The organism is Bifidobacterium sp. ESL0682 (assembly GCF_029392815.1).
Taxonomy (GTDB): domain Bacteria; phylum Actinomycetota; class Actinomycetes; order Actinomycetales; family Bifidobacteriaceae; genus Bifidobacterium.
In genome coordinates this window covers 163,355-183,236 of record NZ_CP113942.1, presented here as the reverse complement: position 1 = coordinate 183,236, position 19,882 = coordinate 163,355, and the positions used below count along the sequence as shown (strand labels likewise).

Sequence of the window (19,882 nt, the reverse complement as noted above, 5' to 3'; positions counted from 1 at the left end):
GGTTCTGCGGGATCGGCCCCGTCCGGGGACCCGCCGAATCCCGCTGCCGACGCATCGAACCCAGCCAAAGAGTTGAGCCACGCGTCGTCGGGATCCGGCAGATCCTTCAGATAGTCGTCCTTATCGAACCCGGACATAATTACTTGTTGTCCTTCTTGTCATCGTCATCGTCCACGACCTCGGCGTCCACCACGTCGTCATCATCGGACGAGGAGGAGCCTGCGCCGGCCGCACCTGCGGCACCGGCACCAGCCGCGCCCTCAGCGCCAGCAGCACCTTCGGCACCCTGCTGCGCATAGAGTGCCTGACCGATCTTCTGCGAGGAAGTGGTCAGCTTCTCCTGAGCGGACTTGATCTTGTCGATGTCGTCGCCCTTCAGGGCTTCCTTCAGATCGTTGACGTCGGCCGTGACTTCCTTGACGACATCATCGGAGAGCTTGTCCTTGTTGTCGTTGACCATCTTCTCCATCTGATAGGCGAAGGATTCAGCGGTGTTGCGGGTCTCAGCCTCGTCCTTGCGCTTCTTGTCGTCGGCCTCGTGAGCCTCGGCTTCCTTGACCATGCGATCGATCTCGTCCTTCGGCAGAGCAGATCCGCCGGTGATGGTCATGGACTGTTCCTTGCCGGTGCCCTTGTCCTTGGCGGAAACGTGGACGATGCCGTTGGCGTCGATGTCGAAGGTGACCTCGATCTGCGGGACGCCACGAGGAGCCGGAGCGATGCCGGTCAGCTCGAAGGTGCCCAGCGGCTTGTTGTCGCGAGCGAACTCGCGCTCACCCTGATAGACCTGAATCAGCACGGAAGGCTGGTTGTCTTCAGCGGTCGAGAAGACCTCACTGCGCTTGGTCGGGATGGCGGTGTTGCGGTCGATGAGCTTGGTCATGATGCCGCCCTTGGTCTCGATGCCGAGAGAAAGCGGGGTGACGTCGATGAGCAGGACATCCTTACGGTCGCCCTTGATGACGCCGGACTGCACCGCAGCGCCGATTGCCACGACCTCATCCGGGTTGACGGACTGGTTCGCAGCCTTGCCACCGGTGAGTTCCTTGACGAGTTCCTTGACAGCGGGCATACGAGTCGAGCCGCCGACGAGGACCACGTGGTCGATTTGCGCGACCGAGACGTTCGCGTCGTGCAGCACGTTGTTGAACGGCGTGCGGCAACGGCCGAGCAGGTCGGAAGTCATTTCCTCGAAGTGAGCGCGGGTCAGCGTCTCGTCGAGGTGGACAGGCGTGCCGTCGGGGGTCATGGCCAGATACTGCATCGAGATGTTGGTCTCGGAGGAGCTGGAAAGTTCCTTCTTGGCCTGTTCAGCGGCTTCCTTCAAGCGCTGCAGAGCAATCTTGTCCTTGGACAGATCGACGCCGTACTTGTTCTTCACTTCGCCGACGAGCCAATCGATGATCTTCTGATCCCAATCGTCGCCGCCGAGCTTGTTGTCGCCGTTCGTGGCCTGCACCTGAATGGTGGCGAAGCCGTCGTCGTCCTTGCCGATCTCCAGCAGGGACACATCGAAGGTGCCGCCGCCGAGGTCGAAGACCAGGATGCGTTCGTCTTCCTTGCCCTTTTCAAGGCCGTAAGCCAGTGCCGCAGCCGTCGGCTCGTTGATGATACGCAGCACGTTGAGGCCTGCGATCTTGCCGGCGTCCTTGGTTGCCTGACGCTGTGCGTCGTTGAAGTATGCAGGGCAGGTGATGACCGCGTCGGTCACCGGTTCGCCCAGGTACGCCTCAGCGTCCCTCTTCAACTTCATAAGAATCTGTGCGGAAATCTCCTGCGGAGTCCACTTCTTGCCGTCAATCTCGACGGTCCAGTCGGTGCCCATGTGGCGCTTGACCGAGCTGATGGTGCGATCGACGTTGGTCACGGCCTGACGCTTGGCGACCTCGCCGACGAGAATTTCACCGGACTTGCTGAACGCGACCACCGACGGGGTGGTGCGAGCGCCTTCGGCGTTCACGATAACCGTGGGTTCGCCGCCTTCGAGCGTTGCGATGCAAGAGTTCGTAGTACCCAGATCAATACCTACTGCACGTCCCATATTCGTTTCTCCTTATATTCGTTACGTTTCACATCTGTTCGCTCGGGTCCGGTCGCCGTGTCGAGACTTTCGTTTCTCGTTCGCGGCCCGCATCCAGGTTCGCACCTGATTGATGTTCCAAAACCTGAGCCTACTTCACTCAACTTTGTATTGTCAAATTATATTCCCGAAATTCAGAAAAAACTTGAGTCTTTTTGGCTCAAGTTTTTGAAAAAGCAGATGCAACACCTTAGAAAGGTTGGAATTCCAACAATCTATCAATACTGTCACAGAACAATATATCTAAAACTTTATTTTTAAAATCGCTTGGACCATTTGCACCAAGGTGAAGCCGGCATTCTCGCCCCCCACAAACCCACACCGACAACACAGGCAATCCGCACGCAAGCGGAATCAGCAATCAGCGATTTCGTTCCAGCTCGGCAACAACCCGGTTGAGAGCGACGGTAAGCGTCTTCATGTCATCGCCAACGGGCTCGGTAAACACCTTGTCGATAAAGGCAACATGGCTTTGAACAGCTTCCTGGCACACTGCACGCCCTTTCTCGGTGATGCAGGCGAGGATGGCTCGCTGGTTGCCTTCAGCATGATCGCGCTTCGCAAGCCCCATCTTCTCCAGCTGATCAATCTGATAGGTCATGCCGTTGCGCGAATGATTGAGGCGAGCGGCGAGATCGTACATCCGCAGGCCGCTTTCCGATTGAGAGAGCACATACAGAATCTCAAGCTGGATGGCGGTGAGCCCTCCATCGGTGGCGGCCTGGCGCTCGGACGCCTGGCCGAGAAGCTTGGCACAGCGCATAAGAGCAGCGTAGCCGTCAGTTTCTTCCGGAGTCGGTCGCACAGTAGTCATGGCAGCCATTCTACCCTTCTGTTGAATTCCAATTAGAATTCGTGCTACAGTAGTTGAGTTCGAATAGGAACTCAAGCTGGAGGATACGGGATGAAGGCCATTATCTATACGAAGCCAGGCGATTTGGATGGGCTGAAGATTCAAGAAGTATCTACACCTGCATCAAACGACGATCAAGTACTTATCAAAGTCAAAGCATGTGTACTGAACGTTCTCGACTTTACTCATTTCTCCAATAAAAACGGCAAGCCAAGCCTGTCCGGCAAACTTACCGACAGAATGACAAGAATCATAGGTCACCCTTTAGGCGGCGAAGTTGCGGGGATCGTCAAACGTGTAGGCAAAAACGTCACGAGGCTCAAAGTCGGCGACCCCGTGTTCGGCGTAACGCCAGGAGCTCTGCCATCAGGCGGGCTTGCGGAATACACCGTGCTCGACAAAGACAATGTGGCACTTAAACCGGCAGGCCTGTCATTCGCGCAAGCCGCAGCCGCCACGCTTATGTTCCAGACAGCGCTCGGCGCACTACGCAAGGCAAGGGTGAAAAGCGGCGACAAGGTCTTGGTTTACGGCGCATCCGGCGGCGTCGGGCAGTATGTCGTTCAAATCGCCAAGGCGATGGGCGCGGAAGTCACAGGCGTGTGCAGCACCAGAAACGTCGAGCTGGCCGAGGAAATGGGCTGCACACAAGTCATTGATTACAAAATACAGGACTTCAGGAAAATCAACACTCGTTTCGACGTCATCATCGCCGTCAACGGTTCAGCAGACGTCAAAGACCTGTTGGGAATGCTCAAGTCCGACGGAACCCTCATCCCCATCGGCCAGCACTATACCAAGGCCTTGTTGCGAGCGCCATTCAACAAGCACATCGCCACCTACTCCCAGCCGATGGCCCCGCAGAAGGACTACCTGCAAGCGGCTACCAAACTCGCCGACGCAGGGAAACTGGCACCTCACGTCGACCATGTCTGGCCCGTCACTGAAGCCAAGCAAGCATTCGAATACGCCCTCACCCAGCACGTGCAAGGCAAGATTGTCATCGCCACCGACTTTTCCAAATGATAATTCGGATTACTGTCCGAAATTATCCCCACAAGCCCCAGGAATCGCAGGACAGCAACACCGTCAAGCTATCTCATCCAACTTCTTGTCAAGTGAGAGCTTGAAATCTATTGCGGTTCTCAGGCATGTCACTTATACTTACCAGTGCAAGGCCCCGTGAAAGCCACTCATGCGAAACATCATGAAACTCCGGGGTCAATTCATTGAAAAAGTACGCAGCTTGCCGACACCGGCTCGCACTAACCTCGGTCCTCAAAGGGGAAATAGGTAGAAATACGTACGGTATCTTTGACGACCATGGGCTAGCGCGAGCGCGTAATCACAGAAACATATACGCCAACAGTCCCATCACAGCTCCGGCGAAAGCGCAAATAATCGTAATGACAACAAGCTGCTTGGTACTTAGCGGCTTGCCCTTACGCGACGAACGATCAACCTCATTCCCCGTCAGATATTGGCGCAACTCCTTATACGTCAGCACATCGATGTCACGCTGCAATTTGTAGCACCAGCCGGCCGCGATAAGACCGCATAAACAGAGCACCATGCCAATGGGCGCGAACCATCGCCATGCTTGGGCAGGCCCTTGGCCTTTTACAACAACATCAACACCACCATCACAAGTCCTGCCGCGATAAATACGCACGCAGTAATAAGCAGTAACAGTATACGCATACCGTTGCGTTTGATTTCCTTGTTCATGGTTTCCACATCTCCTTTGACCAATTCGTCCAGTGTGATGCCGAAAAGATTGCCCAACAGCAGGAGATTCTGTACATCGGGATAGGTGCGACCGGTTTCCCAATTCGAAACCGTCTGACGAGAGACGAAAATCTTGCCCGCAAGGTCATCCTGCGACAAGCCCATCGCCTCACGATGGTCACGAATCTGACCACCCAACTGCATCTCGACCGCCATCGTTGTGCCTTTCCTTCTTACCACTCTGCAACCGTTCCGCTGCCATGCGCTCAATCAAGAGTACTTCAAATCATCCTTGCTCCCGCAATTGCGAATGAATACCCTTGCTCAAACCGCAGGAACCATTTCGGCAATCTCAACGTAACCCAACACGTTCGGACACTCCAAGTCAGAACACGTAAATCGCCTGTCAAAAGTCTTCGACATGGCGGAATTCCAACGATTTCGAGACATCGTTCTTACAACGGACCATCATCAATTAACAGATTGCATAATCTCAAACCGTCAATTTACATAAAGCGAAACCGACAACTTGCATAACTTCTAATAGACAATTTACATAAATCTACAATCTCAAAATGGCGAGTGACGCCATCATCTATCGCCGGTTCTTGAAGAAGGCGAAAAGCTGGGTGCTGCGGATGGAGGTCAGGCCGACGGCGGTGCCCAATTGAGCGGTCAGAAGGGCGGCAATCAGCGGCGGGAGCTGGACGAGCGTGAAGGTGACGGCGTTGGCTCGGCCGGACATGGCGGTTGCGGTGAACATGGACGCGGCGACGCATAGCAGCACCGCGGGCACACTCCACGCAAGGGTTTCGAGGGCGAAGATGGCATGGAGCCCACGGCGAGGCAGACCCATGTGCAGGTCGTCGGCAATTTCAACCTTGCGCACGCGTATGGCGAAGCGCGATGATGAACGCCAGCAACGGGGTGAGAGCCAGCATGAAGCGGCTTGACCGCGCGTTGTATTGCGCATTGAGATCGGCGGAAGTGCCCAGCGAGACGTTGGCCTGACGAATCTGTGAGCTGGGTATGCCGCCGGGATAGGCGAACCACGCGGTGTTAATCAGGTCCTTGGCACTGGGATTGCTGGGGTTGACGCTCGCCCAGCACTCGTCCCACGGCTCGTCCCAGCTTGTGGAAGTAGGAGTGATGACAGAGTAGGCGATGCGCTGGTCACGGCCGTCTTCAGGCCACGGGAATATGCCGGCGATATGCATGACACCTTGGTTGCTGGGCAGGCTGTCGCCTTGGCGGACTTTGAGCGTATTAGCCAGCTGGTCGGATATCCACACGCCAGACGAGGCCGAATCGTTTTTCGAGAATCTGACACCGAGCACATCCGCCATCGACGGCGTTACGTCCCATTGATCAAGATGCACACTCGGCATGGCATCGAGAGATGACATCATTGTCTTCGCGCAGAGCACCGGCCGACTGGATGGGATGGATACGTTTCTCGTTCTCGCCTTTGCCCGACGCCTCAGTGAGCGCGCCACAGGAAACCGGGTTGATTTCCTGTTCCTGCGCGAGGATGTGAATTGATGAGCCAGTTGAAACCCATTGCTGGGCCTGATGCTGCAGACCGACCACGGTATTGAGGTCGAACATAGTCACCATGATGGCGAGCACGGCCAGAATCGCAAGGCAGCTGATCGTGCGCGAAGTTCCGGAAGTGATATCACGCCACGCCTCCGAGAAAATGCTGGAACGTTTCATGCCTGCTCCTTACGCTCTTCGTGGTTCCCATGCCACGCGAGGTCGATGACCCTGCTACAGGCCGCGCGGGTGTTGGGGTCGTGGGTGGCGATGACGACGATGGTGTCGCCGGTCGCCAAGCCGGTCAGCGTCGCGTCGACGTCGCTTGCGGTGCGCTGGTCGAGTTGGGCGGTAGGTTCGTCGACCAACAGCAGCCCGGGTTTGCTGGCAACAGCGCGGGCGAGCATAAGGCGTTGGGCCTCGCCGCCGGAGAGTTCGCGGAATTGGCGGTCGGCCAAGTCTGCCAGATGGAACGTAGTCATGATGCCCATCGCTTCATCGACGGCCTGCTCGCGTTCGTAACCTCGCCCGAGCAGCGGTTGGACGACGTGATCAAGCGCGGTTCGGCGAGGCATGCCATGCGGGTTCTGGAACACCCACCGAACGCTGCTGATATTGCGGCGCTCGACCTGCCCCTCGGCCGGTTTAGCAAATCCCGCGACGATTGAAAGCAGCGTGGATTTCCCTGAACCGGAGGGGCCGCATAACCCAATGGCCTCCCTGGTCTCAGTGTGAAATCAAGGTCTCTGAACAGCCAAGGCCCATCGCCGAAGCGATGTCCCAAATGCTCCCCGACAACGGCAGGTTCACCCGCATCATTGGTAGCGTCGGTATCCGAAGAAAAATCCGTAAGTCCATCAACTCCGCCAGTCACATCCGCAGTACCACGAACACTCTCAGTATCATTTGCAGCCACGGAATCATCAGAGAATGACCACACGGAATCCCCGGCCATTATTCCGTGTCCTTTTGGCTGCCTTGCACGTCGGTTTTCCCGTCTTGCAAGTTGGCCGAAGCGGAGCCGTCCTTCAAATCGCTCATATCGCCCTGCTTATCGACACCATTGCCGCTGCTGCCAGAATCCGTACCTTTATCCGCTTTGCCGGCAGTGCATTTTACACCATCAAGGCGATGACCGACCATGACCTTGCCAATCGGCGTCTTGCCATCGGAAGGTTGGACCAGCGTGGCTCCCAGCGCAGAACCAATGACATTGACCGGTATGGCTTTCTTGCCATCGGGCGAGACGCAAGCGGTTTCGCCGTTCTGCCCGACAATGGCCGACGGCGGCACCTTCATGGTTTCGATGGGTTTTTCTAGAGCAAGCAAACCGTTCGGCTTCTTGCTTTTGTCAGCCAAACTGTCCTGATACTCTTGGCTGGCGGAAATCTTGCTGAGGAACGCTGCGTCTGTAATACGTCCATTCACCTTGTCAAGTCCTATCGTGACGCCAAACAACGAGAACGTACGCCGCCCTGCCCGCAGCCCGGTCGGGGTCTGGAAAGTGACGGCGGCCAGCTGGCCTCCGACCTTCATGACTTCGGCATCTGGCGAAAGCACCGTGTTCAAATCCGCGGAACATTGCATGGGAACGACCGTGGATTCGGGAATCCACACCACATTCTTGGGCCCGATCGATCCGCCGGCATTGGAGATTCCGGCATGTTTGAGCAGCTGGGAGACGCCATTGGCGGTCGATTTACCGTAGACGCCATTGCCGTCCGCCGGATAGCCCAACGACGAAAGCTCACGCTGCAACGCGGCGATATCCGTACCGGAGACGCCCAACGAAACCAATCTATACAGCGGCGTATCGGTATGCAACGCGATAATCGGCCCGCCGTCGACCGACATCAGTTTATCGCCGGAATGAACCGCTTGACCGGGCTTGCACGATGATTCACTGACCGTTCCTGAGGTTTTCGTGGTGATCGAACGCACAGGACTGGTCTCAAACGTTACCCCGGGCACCGTGATCTTGTCTTCATACGTCTGCCGCGTGGCTTTGACCATATCCGGCGCGGCGGCAACGTCAAGGCCTTGCGGCGTAGGGGTGGGAACGAGCAGCGAGCCGACGATTACGCCGACGGCCAGCGCCGCCAGTCCCGTAATCGCCAGAGGAATCGCCATCTTACGCAAGGATGTGTGCTTTTTCGATTGTTCCATCATCAATGCTCCTTGATATTCAATTCCGCATCACTCATATATCTATGCCCATACCGTTACCGACCAAGCAGTTCTGCGCGGCATCCGTGGACGCATCAAAAGGAAGCTTCTTCCTCAGCTCGCCGCCGCCTTCCAACGCATCCTTGAGCTTTTTGGCGGTATAGCTCTTATCGACGACCTTGCTTCTTTGCAGGCAGGTGACGGCGGCTTCATACGTGTCAGAGAGCAAATCCGGATTGGTCTGCTGAGTTTCGTACAGTATTTCGATATCTGCAGAATCCACCGAGCAATCCTTGCTGGCCTTCATCATCTTATCCACCTCGGCATCACCGTGCGGAACCGGATCAGTGCCATTGTTCGCGTAAATCCCGCTCGGCAGCTTTTTCTCGAGCATTTTCCAGCCCTTACCGGCCATGCACGAGACCTCCTTGGCGTGCGCGGTCTCGTAATCCTCCGCACTGACCTTGCCGTTCTGCTTGGACCGCGAGATCACCTCACGCTCATAACTGCTCAGTTTCTTCTTCGCCAAATATTGGTCGAACAAGGCATCCATGCTTGATGCCAGCTTCGCACTTTTCTTCGTTTCGCTCAAGCCTGATGGTCCCTGCGCATTATGCTTCCACGGCGCGGAGCACGCCGTCAGCGAGGCGAGCAGGCCAACGCACGACAGAGCGGCCAACAGCCGACGAGACATACTTTTATAACGTATAGTCGATTCCCGAACGCCACAATCAGCACATTCGTCTTTCTTTGACGGATTTCGATGCAGGTAATCGAACAGCCCTGTTTTCCACATCAGCAATCGCCTCCTCAATGAGCCATTAATTTGTGATGAATACCACATTACTTTGTCGTTTTCGATATACCTGAAAGCAATGTCCGATAACGCTGTGAAAAATATCGGACAAACCTGAAAGTTCTTTGAAAAGCATTGGCATCAAATGCATGCGGCCAAAATAACGCCAGTTAATGGCGCCATAGAAGAAACTGGTCGCACTAAGCCATAGTCACCTAAACCATAAGTTGGTGTGACACGGATTCGCAACAACATGAAAGCCCCGCCAAAACTTTGGCAGGGCTAAATCTCGGGCAGTCAAAATAGGCAGTTAAACCGCCACGAACCACTCAACAGACTCAGTGCTCGAGCGTGGTGGAGAGCTCCTTCTGACGCACGAAGAAGAACACGATCACGGCGAATCATGAACGGCACCATCCACAGGAAGATGGGCAGCAGAGCGCTGTTGTAGGCGTCGATGATCGGGGTGCGCAGCATGCCGGGCAGTGCGTTGACGCCGCTCGGGGTCAGGCTGCTGGCGCTCAGGTGCATGGCACCCTTCATCGCGGCGGCACCCTTGTTGCCCATAACCGCACCGCTGGAAGCCATCTGCGACATGACGCCAGCAAGGTTGTCATGCACGAAGCCAGTCAGGCGCGAAGTGAAGATGCTACCGACCACAGCCGAACCGATGGTGGCACCCACCTGCTTGAAGTAGTTGAACGAAGCAGTGGCGGTGCCCACGATCGAGGTCGGGAACGCGTCCTGGACGATGAGCGTCAGAATCTGCTGGCCCAGGCCGAGTCCGATGCCAAAGACCATCGTGTAGAGGCAAAGCATCCAGACCGGCGAATCGGCCTGCAGCGTGGAGGTCAGCGCCAGGCCAATAGCCATGATGGTGGTGCCGAGAATCGGATAGATCTTGTATTTGCCGGTCTTGGAGACGAGGTTGCCCGAGATAATCGAGGTGACGAGCACGGAGGCCATCATCGGCACCATCAGCAGGCCCGCTTGGGTGGCGGTGACGCCGGTGGCCATCTGAATGTAGGTCGGCAAGTAGCTCAGCACGCCGAACATGGCCACGCCAATCAGCAGGGCACCGATGGTGGCGACGTCGAAGTTGGAATTGCGGAACAGGGTCATCGGCATGACCGGTTCCTTGACCTTGAGCTCGACGAAGACGAACAGGGCAATCAGCACAGCGAGCGCGACGATAACCTCAGCCCAGTTCCAGGTGTGAGGCTTGCTCGCGTTCGTGCAGACCAGCACAACGATGACCGTGATGGCGGCAATCAGAGCCATACCAAAGTAATCGATATGGGAACGATTCTCTTTGCTCGGCTTGGGCAGATGCAAGAAGACGGTCACGGCCACGAGCGCCAGGATGCTCAGCGGAAGGTTCATCCAGAAAGCCCAGCGCCAGCCCGGGCCGCTGGTCAGCCAGCCGCCAATCAGCGGGCCGGCGACGGAGGAAACGGCAAAGACGGCGCCCATGACGCCCATGTACTTGCCGCGTTCACGGGCGGGCACCACGTCGGCGATGGCCGACTGGGAGAGAATCATCAGACCGCCGCCACCAAGGCCTTGAACTACACGAGCAGTGACCAGCAGATTCATGTTGCCGGCCAATGCGCCGACGATGGATCCGGACATGAACAGCACGATGGCGATCAGCAGCAGGGGTTTGCGACCGAAAATATCGCTGATGCGGCCGTAGACCGGCATCATGACGGTCATCGCCAGCGCATAACCGGTGACGACCCAGGTCATGCGGTCGACGCCACCGAGGTCGCCGACGATGGTCGGCATGGCGGTGGAGAGAACGGTCTGGCTCAGCGAAGACATGAGCATGGTGACCATCAGACCGATGAAGACGAACATGACATCGCGCTTCGACGGGCCTTGCTGCCGCGCACGCTTGGTTTCGGGCGCAGCGTCTTTTGCTTCTATAGCAGTCGTTGACATAGCACTCCTTTACGGATTGATCGGGTGGCCGTCTCTTACGGTTTCATTCATTACACGAGACATAAAAAGGCCGGTGCCGTGTAACGCGAACGAATCGCCATTGACACAACACCGGCCAGAAATTTAACGACGGCCTGAATTTCTTTATCCGTAGCAGACTATCGGTCGCGAATTCGGTATGCAACTTCATTGGCTGTGATAATCGTCATGCTTCATATTTAGTGATTTTTATTACTTTTATCAGGTTTTAACGACTAATAGCCAATAATCGCCTAATATCAACAAAGTTGAACCCAGCATCATCATGCGGCCACATATGCTTATCGCGCTGACGTTAAGCGTTCCCGCTTCACTCTCGCCTCAAAGCGAAACATCCGAATCCGCCGCCAGCATAGAATCAAACGCCCTGTTTCATGTTCGACCCCCAGCCATTGATTCTTTAGTCGCCAGCACATCAGCAGCAACACAATGGTGCAATAAAGCAGCATTCACGTTCGTAGACACAAAACGCCCTGGCAAAATCTCTGCCAGAGCGCAATTGAAAAAATCAGGAAACCTTTCGCTATTCCACGTTGTCGCGTTTGGCGGCACGGGCGACCCAGATGGAGGCGATGAGGCCGACGGCGAGCATCACGATGGCAACAACCAGAGTCCACTGGCTGGCGCGAGTGAAGGCGGAAGACATTGCATCGACCACCTGCGGGCCGAGGGCTCCGAGCTTGCCGGTGGTGCCCTGGGCACGGATACCGACGATGGCGGAACCAGCCGAGGCGTCGAGAGACGTGGTGAGACCACTCACCAATTGCGACGGCAGCCCCTTTACACCGCTCAGCGCGGAAGGAGCGATATTGGTGACCATGACCGAAAGCACCAGACCTGCCACAGCTGCGCCGATGCCGGTGCCGAGCTGGCGGATGGTGGATTGCGTTGCGGAACCTTCTCCGGACTGGGCTACAGGCACTTCGGAAAGCACAAGGCTCGTGAGCTGGGCAGCCGCAAAACCAAGGCCGAAGCCGTAGAGCGCGAACGGAACCAGCATCCACGCGACCGGCAGGCTGGGGCACATCATAAGCATCAGCAACACCACACTCAGCATCTCGACAATCAAGCCAAGCTGGACGGTGTGCGGGGCACCGATTTTCGCGGTGACCGGACGGGCCAGACCACCGGAGACGATGGATCCAAGGCCCATGGTCGCCAGCAGCGCACCCGTGGGAATCATGTTGAGGCCGCGCACGTTAATCAGATAAAGCGGCAGCACGAACATGATGGCGAATTCGCCGGCCTGGATGGCTCCGGCGGCGATGTTGCCCATAGCGAAGGTCGGGATGCGGAACAGCGTCAGGTCGAGCATTACCGGGCGCATACGGCGAGCGCGGCTGTTTTCAGTGTGGATGAACAGTGCGAAGAAGATGATGCCAAGCACGATGCAGATCGGGATAACCGAAATCGGCCAGCTCGCACTCCATTTGAAGCCGCCGATGCCGAAGTCACCCTTGGGCTTGAGCCAGCCGTAGGTCTGGCCTTCGATCAGGCCAAAGATAAGGAATGCCGAGCCGAGTGCAGAGAAGACAATGCCGAGCGGATCGAAGCCCTCTGGCTTGGCCGCGGATTTGGCGGAATCGGCAGAAGCCAACTGCTGCGCGGCCGCGCCCATGGCGGACGCTCCGGCCTTGCCGCCGGTTTTCGGCACAAAGAATATGGACGCAACAAATACGATGACACCGAGCGGCACGTTGACCAGGAAGATCCAGCGCCAGCCGATGGTCTGAGTGAAGAGGCCTCCGAGGAACGGGCCGACTGCCGCTGCCGCGCTCATCACCGAGCCCCAGACGCCGAACGCGATGGCGCGGTTCTTTCCTCGGAACGAAGCGGAAACAATGGAAAGTGTCGAAGGCATCACCAACGCACCGCCGATGGCCTGTACCGCACGGGCGCTCAGCAGCAACGTGGCACCGTTGGACGAAGCGGCGAGAATCGAGCCGGCGACGAAGACGACCACGCCGACCTGCAGGGTCATCTTGCGGCCCTTGAGGTCGCCGAGTTTGCCGAACGGCAGCAGCAGCGCCGCAAGAATGATGTTGTAGAGCGAAGTGACCCATTGCGCGTCGGTGAGATTCAGACCGATTTCGCGAATCATCACCGGAATCGAAACATTGACAATGGAGCCGTCGAGCACGATCATCGCGAGCGCGAGCGCCAGCACCCACAGCGCGTTCCATGGCGGCTTGACGGCGGAAGCCGATTCTTTCCGACCTTGTGCGACCTGGCCATTCTGTTGTTGAGTCATAAGTAATCTTTCCCGATGACGGCGATACGCACCGAATTTTATAAGGCAAAACGTCAGTGAATGCATATTTTCGCGACACTCTGTCGCAAACTTCGAGCGACTATACGCCATAACCTTATGCCACGCAAATTCACAGGCCCGCTTTAGCCCAAAGCCCAGAAGGGAAACATACGAGAGCGCGGGCGAACAGTGTATATCATGGAAACATCTACGCCAGCCACGTCGCCGTCACACAAGAAGGACAATATGCCACGCATCAATGAGGCCAATCTCGAGGAGCATCGCCGCCACACGATGAATGCATTGCTCGATTCGGCGGAAGCTATCATGCACGAGCAGGGCGGCGACGCGCTCACCCCTGCCAACGTCAGCAAAGGCGCCGGCATCGCGCGCAACTCGATTTATCGCTACGTCAAAGACATGAAAGACTTGCGCCGGCAGCTCATGGCGCGGCACATGCCCAAGTGGCTCGACGCGCTTGAAGAAGGCCTTGGCGACATCACCGATCCGGCGGAAATTGTGGTGCAATGGGTGAAAATCAATCTTGAACAGTCTGTATTGCAAGGCCATGATTGGATGACGCAGATTCCGTTGAATGACGCCGAAAGCTATCGCGACGACAAAGGCCTCTGGCCGAATCCAGAAGGCAAAGCGGGCGACGACAACAAAGAATCAGACCCCGAAGCGAGCCAGCGCAAAGCCAAACAAGGCCAAGACGGAGTGCACGACAATCGCCGACAAACCAGCAGCAACGGCAACACCAGCACTTCGCAGCGCACGGCCTCCGCTTGCCCGGCCACCCACCACCACGACATTTTCTGCGAACACAACAGCAACAGCCAAAACTCAAACGATCAGCTGCTTGAGCCGAGGCAGCCGAGCCTGCACGAACGAGTCAACGCGCCCATCGTCGCCGCTTGGGGCACGTTGTGCCCGGAAAATCCGCAGGTCGGCATCGCACTGACCGAAGGACTCGTCTCCAGCGGCATGCGCCTTTTGAGCAGCAAAGAGCAGACCGAAGAAACCCGAACCGCAGCCATCGGCGACATCGAACGTGCCTGCCGCGCCGTCGTCAACGAATTGCGCAGCGACGGCAAGACCGCGCAATAAGTCCATAAGCCATCAACAGGCCATCAGACCTCTCAAAAGTGTGGCAATAAACAACAACAAAATAGACCTCGCCACAAAAGCGTTTCCAAGCCCGATTTATCCACCTACAAATCCACGTTTATCCACATCAATCCACTTGTCTATTTTTAAAAACGGGTTCTTTTGTGATATAGAACACAGACCCAATATCACCCGTATTGCGTTACATATCCGCCACCCCTTGAGCCGACTACCTTTATCAAGCATAAGCACTATATCTAGTGGTCGAAGTGACGACACGCTACTAGAAGTTGGGGTTCAGTTTGGAACCACAACCCTGTAGTCTGAGTTCTTGAAAGCTTACCAGACATCAATTCGGAGGTTATGATGACCGTCACCGTTTTCACCAAACAACACTGCCCGCAATGCATGGCGACCGAACGCCAGCTCAAGCGCCAGAACATTACGTTCGAAACGGTGGATCTGACCAACAATCCCTCCACTGTGCAGCAGCTCATTGACGCCGGCTTCAAGCAGACACCCGTGGTCATCACGCCGGATGCCTCATGGAGCGGCTACCGCCCCGACCTCATCAAGGCGCTGGGCACCGGTGACGTCGCGGAAACGGCCGAGACCACGAAGGTCGCGGCTCCGGCAAGCAACCAGGTGACGGCGTAGCCTTCGCCCCATTCCAAGATCGGCGATACACAGAAATACACACCCAGCAGTTCACGCGAAGAGACATGAACCGTTACGAAAACAACGGACGAGAGAGACATGAAGCCAGCAACGACAAGTGATTCATTGAATCCAGGCGGAGCACCCGAACCAGCGTCAGAGCCCACAGCATCTGCGCAAGATAAGGCTTCGCAACCGGCGGACGAGCAGGATCTGCTCGCAGCCAGCGAACCAGAAGCCAAGGCCAAGGGCGAACACATCGGCGCCGTGGTCTATTTCTCTTCGGTCTCCAACAACACAGCGCGATTCATTGCCGCCTGCGGCTTCCCCGACGAGGGCATCAATGTCTACCGCATTCCGTTGCGGCCCAAGGATGCGCCTCTTGAGGTGCGCGAACCCTACGTCCTCATCGTGCCGACCTACGGTGGCGGCAATATCCAGAAAGCACTGCTGCCCCAGATCCGTAAATTCCTGAACGGGCATAAGAACCGCAGCTTCATCCGCGGCGTCATTTCCTCGGGCAACAGAAACTTCGCCACGGCTTTTTGTGCGGCAGGCGACATCATTTCAAGAAATGTCACGTCCCGTTCATGTACAATTTTGAGTTGCTTGGCACCCCGGACGATCAACGTCAAGTGCGTGAAGGCGTTCGCGACTTCTTCCTTAACGCGAAGAAAGAGCAAGCCTCGCAAAACGAACAAAATCCGCAGTAATCTGCGGTTTCGTTGAGTCCGCTGGCGTTTGACATCGCATGAAACGTGTTAATGCGGAGCAATACGGGCAAACACGCAGCTTTTTGGGCCGAATTCCTTTGAAATTCGCCCATTAAAGATTTCATATCAAAATTTCATAATCATTTACCATCAACGCCGCAGCATTGACCGCGACACTTAGGAGAACAGCACACATGGCTCTCAACGACACAGCGCTCAGCATGGATAACACCGAGGAGGACGCCGGCTTCGACCCGGAGCACGACTACCATTCGCTCAACGCCATGCTCAACCTCTACGACGAGAACGGCGACATCCAGTTCGATGCCGACAAAGAGGCCGAGCGTGCCTATATGACCTCGCACGTGGCCAAGAACACGATGAAGTTCGGCTCCACCGCCGAGCGCATCAAGTACTTGGAAGACAACCTCTACTACGAGAAGTCCGTCTTCGACCAGTACACCCCTGAGTTCCTGGATTCCTTCTACAAGCACGTCGAGGACTACGGCTTCGAGTTCGAGACCTTCCTCGGCGCCTTCAAGTTCTACCGTTCCTACGCGCTGAAGACCTTCGACGGCAAGCAGTACCTCGAGGACTTCCCGCAGCGCAGCGGCGCCGTGGCGCTCGAGTTGGCCGCCGGCGACGAAAAGCTCGCAGTCAAGTACGTCGACGAGATCCTTTCCGGCCGCCAGCCAGCCCGCTACCCCGACCTTCCTCAACCTGGGCAAGGCCCAGCGCGGCGAGCCCGTCTCCTGCTTCCTCGTGCGCATCGAAGACAACATGGAGTCCATCTCCCGCGGCATCAATTCCGCCCTGCAGCTTTCCAAGCGCGGCGGCGGCGTGGCTCTGCTGCTCACCAATCTGCGTGAACAGGGCGCCCCGATCAAGCACATCGAGAACCAGTCCAGCGGCGTCGTCCCGGTGATGAAGCTCCTCGAGGACTCCTTCTCCTATGCCAACCAGCTCGGCGCACGCCAGGGTGCGGGTGCGGTCTATTTGAACGCCCACCACCCCGACATCCTGCGCTTCCTCGACACCAAGCGCGAAAACGCCGACGAGAAGACGCGAATCAAGTCGCTCTCCCTGGGCGTCGTCATCCCTGACATCACCTTCGAGCTCGCCAAGCGCAAGGAGAAGATGGCCCTCTTCTCCCCTTACGACGTCGAGCGCGTTTACGGCAAGCCGTTCGAGACATCTCGGTGACCGAAAAGTACGACGAAATGCTGCACGATGACCGCATCCACAAGACCTACATCGACGCCCGTGAGTTCTTCATGACCCTCGGCGAGGTGCAGTTCGAGTCCGGCTACCCCTACATCCTCTTCGAGGACACCGTCAACCGCGCCAACCCGATCGATGGCCGCGTCACCATGTCGAACCTCTGCTCCGAGATTCTGCAGGTGCAGGAACCGTCCACCTTCAACGATGACCTGAGCTACGACCACGTCGGCAAGGACATCTCCTGCAACCTCGGCTCCCTCAACATCGCCAAGGCGATGGACGGCGGCCTGGCCGACCCGGTGGAGACCGCGATTCGCGCGCTCACCTCCGTCTCCGAGCAGACCCACATCGACTCCGTGCCGTCCATCAAGCGCGGCAACGAAGAGGGCCACTCCATCGGCCTCGGCCAGATGAACCTGCACGGCTTCCTCGCCCGTGAGCACATGTACTACGGCTCCGAAGAGGCGCTGGACTTCACCGACATGTACTTCATGACCGTGGCTTACCACGCCTACAAGGCTTCGCACAAGCTGGCCGTCGAGCGCGGCCACGCCTTCGCGACCTTCGACAAGTCCGATTACGCCAAGCCGGCCGGCCAGGGCAACTACTTTGACAAGTACACCGACGGCCGCCGCTCGCTCGAGCCCAAGACCCAGACCGTCAAGGACCTCTTCGAGCGCTTCGGCATCCATATCCCCACCGTCTCCGACTGGGAGACCCTGCGTGACGAGATCCTGAAGGACGGCATCTACAACGAGTACCTGCAGGCCGTGCCGCCGACCGGTTCGATCTCTTACATCAACCACTCCACCTCCTCGATCCACCCGATCGCCTCGAAGATCGAGATCCGCAAGGAGGGCAAGGTCGGCCGCGTCTACTATCCGGCGCCGTACATGACCAACGACAACCTCGATTACTTCCAGGATGCCTACGAAATCGGTTGGAAGAAGATCGTGGACACCTACGCCGAGGCCACCCAGCACGTCGATCAGGGTCTTTCGCTGACCCTCTTCTTCCCCGCTGGCGTCACCACGCGTGAGCTCAACAAGGCGCAGATCTACGCCTGGCGCAAGGGCATCAAGACCCTCTACTACATCCGCATCCGCCAGCAGGCGCTTGAGGGCACTGAGGTCGAGGGCTGCGTCAGCTGCATGCTCTAAAACAGCCTCGTCTTTTCACTGAGACAAACCGATAATCAAAAGCGTTGGGCCCCGGCATGAAGTCGGGGCCCAACGCTTTTTGACAACAATTTTAAGATCTGTCACAACTAGCAAGCACCAGCAACCGCAGATATGGCGGACTAAATAAATACACGTTCATTTACCCACTTATGGGCCGTCAACGGCTTGTTTATGACGCTATTGAGCGTAGGATGACGTTCACCCGCGACCAGACCACTTCGGGTTGATGCTCATCGTCTGGAAACGCTGTTGCATCACCGTGTTGTTGAAATATTCTCCAAAGAAACGAGTGACCGGTGACGTCTGAGGCAGGCCGGCGATGCGCCCGTACCAGCAATCGAACGCCATCAGCGTGAACGCGATATCGATGAGCATGAATACCAGTGCAACGGCGGTCAGGGCGTAGCGCCACTTCCACGGGATGAGATTGATGAACTTCAACAGTCGCGGAAGCAGCTCACGCAACCAAATCAGGCCTGCCAACCCCCAGAAAACCATGTACTTGCCGCTCGTCTTCCCACCGAAAAGCGGTAGCCAGTCGCTGGAATAGTTCCACGCGATGATGCCGAATGCCAGCTGCATGAACCACGCGACAAACGCCTCGAAACAACCGCCAATAATCGCGCTGGCAAAGAAAACCAGGATGGCGTTGGCGTGCCATAAACGGTTCAGACACATCGTCAGCACCACTGCACCAAAGCCGTAAATCGGCGAGAACGGGCCCCAAATCAGCCCCGCACGGTCCTGCCACTCATTGAAAAAGATGAGATGGTAAATCTCTTCGACGCCAAACCACCAAAACAGCCGACCACGAAAAGCCAGAAAACGTTGAAAACATTGAGCTTGACGTAGCCTTTGCCGCTCAGGTCACGACCCAGCATGCCCGCGTCCTTCGCCGCGACATACTTGTCATGCGCGTCCATTCGTTTCAGCTTGCGCTGCACAGCGCGTTCGCCAATCAACGCCGGGTCGAGTGCGATGGCGAGCGCCACCAGAATCGCAATCTGAACCAGGGAAAGCCCAACGCCGAGCCCAAGCCCCTGCAACGCCAGCGAGAGCATGCCTTGAGCCACCGTCACTGCCATCAGCATGTACGCCCATCGTGCCGCATGCTTACGCATGTCACGCAACAGCATCACACCGAACACAATCAGTGCGGCGGCATTGATCAACCAAACGACGGCTTGTGCACAAGTCAGCAGAAATGTCAGGTCAAAGAGATCGGCATGAATCCTGCCGATAAAGAATTTATGAACACCATCGAAAATCGCATAACCGACGTACGTACGGTACGCCCACCAGCCCGACCAGCAGAACCAGCACACCGTAAACGCGACCAATCAGGGTGAGATGTCGGGATGCGTGATTGACCAGATTACGCGAAACGTCGCTGACGCCCTCCGCGGCTTTTGTCGCCGAGGACACCACCGCATCCGCTGCAGAACTGGCGACTTTGCCGAAAGCGCTTGTCGAAGGCCCGGAAGAATCATGCAAAGTCACGTCAGTCAACAGTTCATTTGAACCTTCATTATCGGGAGTAGCCCCCATAATTCCGTTCCTTCTCTCGGACACGCTCTCTTCAATCCCTTTAAAGGCTACCCTGCATG

At 56.8% G+C, this 19,882-nt stretch carries 16 protein-coding genes and 3 pseudogenes; 5 read left to right on the top strand and 14 right to left on the bottom strand.

The features are described 5' to 3' along the window. Positions 1-139: 139 nt before the first annotated feature. Positions 140-2,041, bottom strand: a complete 1,902-nt coding sequence (dnaK, locus tag OZX57_RS00690; RefSeq protein WP_277162305.1) for a molecular chaperone DnaK — start codon at positions 2,039-2,041, stop codon at positions 140-142. Positions 2,042-2,441: 400 nt separating this feature from the next. Beyond that, positions 2,442-2,894 (bottom strand): MarR family transcriptional regulator, encoded by a 453-nt coding sequence (locus tag OZX57_RS00685; protein ID WP_277162304.1) that lies wholly within the window; start codon positions 2,892-2,894, stop codon positions 2,442-2,444. A gap of 90 nt (positions 2,895-2,984) precedes the next feature. Between OZX57_RS00685 and OZX57_RS00680 the strand changes: the two genes are divergently transcribed. Beyond that, positions 2,985-3,959, top strand: a complete 975-nt coding sequence (locus OZX57_RS00680) for an NAD(P)-dependent alcohol dehydrogenase (RefSeq protein ID WP_277162303.1) — start codon at positions 2,985-2,987, stop codon at positions 3,957-3,959. Between the two features lie 594 nt (positions 3,960-4,553). Here OZX57_RS00680 and OZX57_RS00675 read toward each other — a convergent pair. From OZX57_RS00675 to OZX57_RS00635, 9 genes and pseudogenes are all read right to left on the bottom strand, one after another. Beyond that, positions 4,554-4,877 (bottom strand): helix-turn-helix transcriptional regulator, encoded by a 324-nt coding sequence (locus OZX57_RS00675; RefSeq protein ID WP_277162302.1) that lies wholly within the window; start codon positions 4,875-4,877, stop codon positions 4,554-4,556. 379 nt (positions 4,878-5,256) lie between these two features. Then, complete coding sequence (locus OZX57_RS00670; protein ID WP_277162301.1) at positions 5,257-5,550, bottom strand: hypothetical protein; 294 nt, start codon at positions 5,548-5,550, stop codon at positions 5,257-5,259. Beyond that, positions 5,537-6,070 carry a hypothetical protein gene (locus tag OZX57_RS00665; RefSeq protein WP_277162300.1) on the bottom strand — a complete coding sequence of 178 codons (534 nt, stop codon included), beginning with the start codon at positions 6,068-6,070 and terminating at the stop codon, positions 5,537-5,539. The genes OZX57_RS00670 and OZX57_RS00665 overlap by 14 nt, the downstream gene beginning before the upstream one ends. Continuing rightward, positions 6,030-6,377: a hypothetical protein gene (locus tag OZX57_RS00660; RefSeq protein ID WP_277162299.1), complete on the bottom strand. Its 348-nt coding sequence runs from the start codon at positions 6,375-6,377 to the stop codon at positions 6,030-6,032. Before OZX57_RS00660 ends, OZX57_RS00665 begins: the two co-directional genes overlap by 41 nt. Beyond that, positions 6,374-6,981 (bottom strand): annotated as a pseudogene (locus tag OZX57_RS00655) (ABC transporter ATP-binding protein). The gene OZX57_RS00660 and the pseudogene OZX57_RS00655 overlap by 4 nt, the downstream one beginning before the upstream one ends. A gap of 170 nt (positions 6,982-7,151) precedes the next feature. After that, complete coding sequence (locus tag OZX57_RS00650; protein ID WP_277162298.1) at positions 7,152-8,366, bottom strand: peptidoglycan-binding domain-containing protein; 1,215 nt, start codon at positions 8,364-8,366, stop codon at positions 7,152-7,154. Between the two features lie 31 nt (positions 8,367-8,397). Beyond that, positions 8,398-8,955 carry a hypothetical protein gene (locus OZX57_RS00645; RefSeq protein WP_277162297.1) on the bottom strand — a complete coding sequence of 186 codons (558 nt, stop codon included), beginning with the start codon at positions 8,953-8,955 and terminating at the stop codon, positions 8,398-8,400. Between the two features lie 501 nt (positions 8,956-9,456). Then, positions 9,457-11,103, bottom strand: coding sequence for an MDR family MFS transporter (locus OZX57_RS00640; RefSeq protein WP_277162296.1), 1,647 nt, complete (start codon positions 11,101-11,103; stop codon positions 9,457-9,459). 562 nt (positions 11,104-11,665) lie between these two features. Continuing rightward, positions 11,666-13,393, bottom strand: coding sequence for an MFS transporter (locus tag OZX57_RS00635; protein WP_277162295.1), 1,728 nt, complete (start codon positions 13,391-13,393; stop codon positions 11,666-11,668). Between the two features lie 246 nt (positions 13,394-13,639). On the opposite strand from OZX57_RS00635, the gene OZX57_RS00630 reads away from it, so the two are divergent. From OZX57_RS00630 to nrdE, 4 genes and pseudogenes are all read left to right on the top strand, one after another. Continuing rightward, a complete protein-coding gene (locus OZX57_RS00630; RefSeq protein WP_277162294.1) occupies positions 13,640-14,503 on the top strand; it encodes a TetR/AcrR family transcriptional regulator in 864 nt (287 codons plus the stop codon). A 366-nt stretch (positions 14,504-14,869) separates the two neighbouring features. Next, a complete protein-coding gene (locus tag OZX57_RS00625) occupies positions 14,870-15,160 on the top strand; it encodes a glutaredoxin domain-containing protein (RefSeq protein ID WP_277162880.1) in 291 nt (96 codons plus the stop codon). 258 nt (positions 15,161-15,418) lie between these two features. Further along, a pseudogene (gene nrdI, locus OZX57_RS00620) lies at positions 15,419-15,873 on the top strand (class Ib ribonucleoside-diphosphate reductase assembly flavoprotein NrdI). Positions 15,874-16,094: 221 nt separating this feature from the next. Next, positions 16,095-18,254, top strand: a pseudogene (gene nrdE, locus OZX57_RS00615) (class 1b ribonucleoside-diphosphate reductase subunit alpha). A 219-nt stretch (positions 18,255-18,473) separates the two neighbouring features. Here the strand turns inward: nrdE and OZX57_RS00610 are convergent. From OZX57_RS00610 to OZX57_RS00600, 3 genes are all read right to left on the bottom strand, one after another. Beyond that, the gene (locus OZX57_RS00610) at positions 18,474-19,004 is read right to left on the bottom strand and encodes a putative ABC transporter permease (RefSeq protein WP_277162879.1); all 531 of its coding nucleotides are present in this window, start codon (positions 19,002-19,004) and stop codon (positions 18,474-18,476) included. Continuing rightward, positions 19,004-19,447, bottom strand: a complete 444-nt coding sequence (locus OZX57_RS00605; RefSeq protein ID WP_277162293.1) for a hypothetical protein — start codon at positions 19,445-19,447, stop codon at positions 19,004-19,006. Before OZX57_RS00605 ends, OZX57_RS00610 begins: the two co-directional genes overlap by 1 nt. Before the next feature lie 76 nt (positions 19,448-19,523). Continuing rightward, positions 19,524-19,823 (bottom strand): hypothetical protein, encoded by a 300-nt coding sequence (locus OZX57_RS00600; RefSeq protein WP_277162292.1) that lies wholly within the window; start codon positions 19,821-19,823, stop codon positions 19,524-19,526. Between the last annotated feature and the right edge of the window lie 59 nt (positions 19,824-19,882).

What these genes read in the sequence shown, in the direction of transcription:
- dnaK (WP_277162305.1), bottom strand. Translation starts at nt 2,041, where the DNA reads ATGGGACGTGCAGTAGGTATTGATCTGGGTACTACGAACTCTTGCATC.
- OZX57_RS00685 (WP_277162304.1), bottom strand. Translation starts at nt 2,894, where the DNA reads ATGACTACTGTGCGACCGACTCCGGAAGAAACTGACGGCTACGCTGCT.
- OZX57_RS00680 (WP_277162303.1), top strand. Translation starts at nt 2,985, where the DNA reads ATGAAGGCCATTATCTATACGAAGCCAGGCGATTTGGATGGGCTGAAG.
- OZX57_RS00675 (WP_277162302.1), bottom strand. Translation starts at nt 4,877, where the DNA reads ATGGCGGTCGAGATGCAGTTGGGTGGTCAGATTCGTGACCATCGTGAG.
- OZX57_RS00665 (WP_277162300.1), bottom strand. Translation starts at nt 6,070, where the DNA reads ATGATGTCATCTCTCGATGCCATGCCGAGTGTGCATCTTGATCAATGG.
- OZX57_RS00660 (WP_277162299.1), bottom strand. Translation starts at nt 6,377, where the DNA reads ATGAAACGTTCCAGCATTTTCTCGGAGGCGTGGCGTGATATCACTTCC.
- OZX57_RS00650 (WP_277162298.1), bottom strand. Translation starts at nt 8,366, where the DNA reads ATGATGGAACAATCGAAAAAGCACACATCCTTGCGTAAGATGGCGATT.
- OZX57_RS00640 (WP_277162296.1), bottom strand. Translation starts at nt 11,103, where the DNA reads ATGTCAACGACTGCTATAGAAGCAAAAGACGCTGCGCCCGAAACCAAG.
- OZX57_RS00635 (WP_277162295.1), bottom strand. Translation starts at nt 13,393, where the DNA reads ATGACTCAACAACAGAATGGCCAGGTCGCACAAGGTCGGAAAGAATCG.
- OZX57_RS00630 (WP_277162294.1), top strand. Translation starts at nt 13,640, where the DNA reads ATGCCACGCATCAATGAGGCCAATCTCGAGGAGCATCGCCGCCACACG.
- OZX57_RS00625 (WP_277162880.1), top strand. Translation starts at nt 14,870, where the DNA reads ATGACCGTCACCGTTTTCACCAAACAACACTGCCCGCAATGCATGGCG.
- OZX57_RS00600 (WP_277162292.1), bottom strand. Translation starts at nt 19,823, where the DNA reads ATGGGGGCTACTCCCGATAATGAAGGTTCAAATGAACTGTTGACTGAC.